5 protein-coding genes are annotated in these 4,821 nt (G+C 66.1%); all 5 read right to left on the bottom strand.

Annotated features, from left to right (window positions below):
• A partial coding sequence (locus SP6_RS19865; RefSeq protein WP_042469577.1) for an efflux RND transporter permease subunit occupies window positions 1-1,303 on the bottom strand: 1,303 nt, incomplete at its 3' end.
• 3 nt (window positions 1,304-1,306) lie between these two features.
• Window positions 1,307-2,485: an efflux RND transporter periplasmic adaptor subunit gene (locus tag SP6_RS19860; protein ID WP_004212877.1), complete on the bottom strand. Its 1,179-nt coding sequence runs from the start codon at window positions 2,483-2,485 to the stop codon at window positions 1,307-1,309.
• Window positions 2,485-3,762, bottom strand: a complete 1,278-nt coding sequence (locus SP6_RS19855; protein ID WP_004212875.1) for a TolC family protein — start codon at window positions 3,760-3,762, stop codon at window positions 2,485-2,487. The genes SP6_RS19860 and SP6_RS19855 overlap by 1 nt, the downstream gene beginning before the upstream one ends.
• Before the next feature lie 60 nt (window positions 3,763-3,822).
• A complete protein-coding gene (locus tag SP6_RS19850) occupies window positions 3,823-4,119 on the bottom strand; it encodes a hypothetical protein (RefSeq protein WP_017980802.1) in 297 nt (98 codons plus the stop codon).
• 73 nt (window positions 4,120-4,192) lie between these two features.
• Window positions 4,193-4,821 (bottom strand): FTR1 family iron permease (locus SP6_RS19845; protein ID WP_042469578.1); only part of this gene is annotated, 629 nt, incomplete at its 5' end.

Genomic DNA, 4,821 nt, shown 5'->3' with positions numbered 1-4,821 from the left:
TGATGACGGCGCCGTCGACGATCAGACCGAAGTCCAAAGCCCCAAGGCTCATCAGATTGGCCGAGACCCCAGCGCGCAGCATACCAAAGCCTGTCAGCATCATGGTGATCGGGATGACCAACGCCGCGATCAGGGCCGCACGGAAGTTGCCGAGCAGCAGGAAGAGCACGACGATGACCAGCACCGCGCCTTCGGACAGGTTTTTCGCGACCGTCTTGATCGTCGAATTGACCAGCTCGGTGCGGTTCAGCACCGGCTGAATTACGACGTCAGGAGGCAGCGAAGCGTTGATCGTCTTCAGTTTCTCAGCGACCGCGGTCGACACGATGCGGCTGTTCTCGCCGATCCGCATGATCGCCGTGCCGACGACGACTTCGGTACCGTTCTCCGATGCCGAACCCATGCGGATCGCCTGACCCGTCTTCACAGTCGCAACTTGTTCGACCGTGATCGGCACGCCGTTACGTGTCGCGATCACGGTCCTGGCCAACTCGCTGGCATTGCGAACGAGCGCATCCGAGCGAACAGCCAGACCTTCGCCATTGCGATTGACGAAGCCACCGCCGACGCTGGTGTTATTGCGCTCCAGCGCATTTCCCAGGTCCGTCAGCGTGATGCCGAGCGAGGCCAGCTTCTGCACGTCGGGCACGACGAGGAACTGCTTGGCGTAACCGCCAATCGAGTCGACACCGGCGAGGCCCGGTGTGGTCTTCAGAAGCGGCGTCACGATCCAGTCCTGCGCGGTGCGCAGGTAGGTCGCCTTGTCCTCTTCGGTCGTCAGTCGCTCGCCCTCTGGCGTGATGTAGCTGCCATCGGGCTGTTGGCCCGGTTCACCGGGCTTGTGCTTGTCGTCCTCGCGATGATCGAGACGAACGGTGTACATGTACACCTCGCCCAGGCCTGTCGCGATCGGACCCATTTCAGGGTTCACGCCGTCGGGCAGATTCTCTTGCACGCCCCGCAGACGCTCGCCCACCTGCTGGCGGGCGAAATAGATGTCCGTCGCGTCCGAAAAGACCGCCGTGATCTGCGCGAAGCCGTTGCGGCTCAACGAGCGCGTATATTCCAGGCCGGGGGTGCCGGCGAGCGCGGTTTCGATTGGAAACGACACCTGCTTCTCGACCAGCTCGGGCGAGAGGGCAGGCGCGCGGACGTTGATCTGGACCTGATTGTTGGTGATGTCCGGCACCGCGTCGATCGGTAGCCGGTAGAGGGAAAAGGCGCCGATGGCGGCGACGATGACGGTGAGGAGCAGGACTAGCCAGCGCTTCTCGACCGCCCAGGTTACGATACGGGCGATCATGGCTTAATCCTCGTGGCTCGCTTCGCCCTTGCCGATCTCGGCCTTGAGCGTGAAACTTCCGGTGGTGGCGATCTGTTCGTTGCCGGTCAGGCCCGACCGGACGATCACCGTGTCGCCCGACGCATCGCCGAGCTGGACCGGGGTCGCCTTGAAGCCGGTGGGCGTGCGCACGAACACGACCGACTTGCCCTCGAAACTCTGGACCGCCGTCGTCGGCACGCGGACCGCCCCGCTCCCGCCGCTGCCCGTGAGCTGCACGGCTGCCGTCACAGGCTCGCCGACCCGCCATTCGCCACCGCGATTGTCGAGGGTGGCGAGCGCAGGCACGAGCCGCGTCTGCGGATCAAGCGCCGGCGACACGAAGGTCACGCGGGCGGTCGCCTGACGGCCTGCCGCCTTCACCAGCACCGTATTGCCGGGACGCACCCGGCCCGCATCCTCGGGCTTGAGATTAAGCGCGATCGACACCTGGCTCAGGTTGGCGATGCGATAGAGTTCGGCATCCGCCGCGACCGTTTGTCCCAGCGTCACGGGGCGCGCAATGATCTGGCCCGAGATCGGCGCGGCAATGCCGAGCCGGTTGAGCCCGCCGCCGCCGACACCCGCCGCCGAAACCATGCTCTGCGCCTGCGTCAGGGCGATCCGCGCCTCCGTCGCCGCTGTGCGGGCGGCGATCAGATCCTGTTCAGGGGAGACTCTCTGCGCGAACAGCCGCTGTTCGCGCGCGAGGTTCGAATTAGCGAGCTGAAGCCGCGCCCGCGCCGCCTCGACCTCGCCCTTGATCTGCGCCGCCTCGCGGCTTTCGATGACCGCAATGGTCTGGCCGCGTCCGACCGATTGGCCGAGGTTACGGGTGAGCGCGACCACGCGTCCCGCAATTGCGGCCGAGACGACCTGCGTTCCCTGTGGGTCGCCCTCGATGATCGCGGGCAGCTCGATCGTCCCGGCCCCGCCGATGATCGGCCGTCCGACCTGGACGCCCGCTGTGGCGATCTGGTCGGCACCCAATGTGACGACGCCTTCACCGGCATGACCGCCTTCAGCACCGCCCTTTTCCGTGCCCGCTGCCGTCTCATTGGCAGCTGCGCCTTCGGCAGTTGCCTCGTTTCCGCCATCCTTGCCGCCGCAGGCAGCCAAGAGCAGGGCGAGCGACGCCGCGCCCGCGAGATAAAAGCTCTTCATCACTGATTCCCCCCATTGGGCGCACGAGCGGTCAGTCGCTCCACTTGCGCGCGGGCATTCTGGTAATTGGCAAGCGCGTCGATCGCGGCGACCCGCGTTTCGGCGAGCGTGCGTTCAGCATCGAGCAATTCGAGCTGGCCGAACTTGCCCTCGCGATAGCCGATCCGCGCGATGCGGGCGGCCTCCTGTGCAGCCGCCAGCGCCGGCCCCGACGCCGCACGAGCCGTCGTTGCGGCATTGGCCGCCTGCGCCTGCGCGTCCGTGATCGCCTGTTCGATGTCGAGCGCGGTCACGCGGCGCTGCGCATCCGCCTGGGTCCGCTGCGCGGTCGCCTGCGCAATCGCGGCGCGACCATTGTTGAACACCGGGATCGGGATCGACACGCTGAACACCGCCGCCATGTCGTTGGTCGCTTCCAGGCGGCGGATCGACGGCCCGACGTTCAGGTCAGGCACGCGATTGGCGCGCGCGAGCCGCACGCCGGCTTCGGCAATGGAGAAATCCGCGTTGGCTGCCGCCAGCGCGAGTGTGCCGGTCGTGTTGACCGGTGCCAACGGCCCATAGACGTTCACACCGGGAAGGCGATCGAGCAGCGTGTCATCGAGCAGGCCGTCGATCGGCCGTCCGATCCGACGCGCCAGATTGGCGCGGGCCGCCTCGGCCAAGCGAAGCTGCCGCTCCACATTGGCGTCGGCATTGATACGCGCGACATCCGCGCGCTGTTGCTCGAGTGGCGATGCCCGCCCTGCCTGCACGCGAACGCTCGCGGCCCGCAGCGCATCGCTGGCGATCCGGGCCTGATCGCGGGCTGTCATTACCCGGCGATCGGCCGCGACCGCTTCGACATAGAGCTGCGTTACCTGAAGCCGGACATCCGCCGCGATGATCGCGGCCTGGATCTCGGCCCGGGACAATTGCGCATTGGCGACCGCGACGCGGGCGCCGCGCTTGCCGCCTAGCTCGATCGGGATCGCAAAGCCGACCGTGGTTTCCGCGCTGCGGACCCCCCGATACGGCCCGGAGCCGATGACATTCTCGACTTGGCCTTGAACCACCGGATTGGGCCGCAAGCCGGCGACTGTGCGACCTGCACGGGCCGCGTCGATTCCAGCTGTCGCCGCTTCCGCAGCAGGGGCCGAACCGCCCGCTGCACTGACCGCTTGGTCAAGCGTGTAGACCGGCGCATCCTGCGCAACAGGCGCGGACGGTCCGACCTGCGCCTGCGCCATCGTGGCGCAAGACGCTGCGGCCAGCATGGCCGCGAGGATACGATTCATGAAAATAGGACTCCTGACGATGATCGACAGGGGCGCGCCAACGCACGCCCAAATCGGACGTCAGGCTTGGGGGGGCCTCAAATGGACCATGCCGGTGCGGCCGTCGAGCGACGCAGAGGCGGAGATTGTCGGCTTGGGCACTGTGAGGACGGGGGTATATTCCATCGTCGTGCGCGCAGGCGCGCCGACGTCGTGTCCGTGACAATAATTGTGATGATGCGGGACATTCTTGTCCGAGTCCGATGGCACCTGATCGATGTCACCGGCGGTATGGACCGTGAACTCAATGCCCGCGATGCTTCCCCCCGCCAGATCGGCGGCATGGGCCATGCCGGAGAAGCTGGTCAGGACCAGCATCAGGCATGTCAGGAAAGGCAAAAAGGCTCGCACTAGCTTGCCTCTATCACGGAAGGGTTTTCATGTCATTGCACTAATTCGAACCAAGGGTCACTGAGCCGGAACCCGAGCGGGATCGGTCGCGCCCGTTCCAGGCGAACCCGACCGCAATGGCGACCGCCATCAGGAGTTGCGCCAGCACCGATTGCCAAGTGGGAAACACGCCGAGCATCGACAGCCGTGGCACGTCCGCGAGCGGTGCGATGTTGATAAGGCCGGCTTCCTGGAGCGCGGCGACGCCTTTACCCGCCAGCACGACGGTCAGGACCGCCATGAGCCAGGAGCTATAGCGGAAGAACTGCGCGATCGGCAGCTTGCGACTGTAGCGAAGCATGGCCCAAGCGATCAGGCTGAGCAGTCCAATCGCCGACCCGGCCCCCGCGAGAAGCATCCCGTTGTCACCTTGCGCCGAAAGCGCGGCATAGAACAGGATCGTCTCGAAGACCTCGCGATAAACTACGACGAACGCCAGCCCGAACAGGAACCAGCCCGACCCGCCCGAGAGCGCCCGCGACATCTTCTCGCGAATATAGCGCTGCCACTGATCGGCCTGCGCCTTGCCGTGCATCCAAATCCCGACCGAGAGCAGCACGACCGCGGCGAACAGCGAGCCAAACCCTTCCGTCAGCTCCCGGCTCGCACCGCTGATCCCGATCGCATAGG

The sequence above is a fragment of the Sphingomonas paucimobilis NBRC 13935 genome, from assembly GCF_000739895.2.
In the GTDB taxonomy this organism is placed as follows: Bacteria; Pseudomonadota; Alphaproteobacteria; order Sphingomonadales; family Sphingomonadaceae; genus Sphingomonas; species Sphingomonas paucimobilis.
The sequence above is the reverse complement of the archived record's forward strand: the minus strand, read 5'-3'. Positions and strand labels throughout refer to the sequence as shown.

What these genes read in the sequence shown, in the direction of transcription:
- SP6_RS19860 (WP_004212877.1), bottom strand. Translation starts at nt 2,485, where the DNA reads ATGAAGAGCTTTTATCTCGCGGGCGCGGCGTCGCTCGCCCTGCTCTTG.
- SP6_RS19855 (WP_004212875.1), bottom strand. Translation starts at nt 3,762, where the DNA reads ATGAATCGTATCCTCGCGGCCATGCTGGCCGCAGCGTCTTGCGCCACG.
- SP6_RS19850 (WP_017980802.1), bottom strand. Translation starts at nt 4,119, where the DNA reads ATGCTGGTCCTGACCAGCTTCTCCGGCATGGCCCATGCCGCCGATCTG.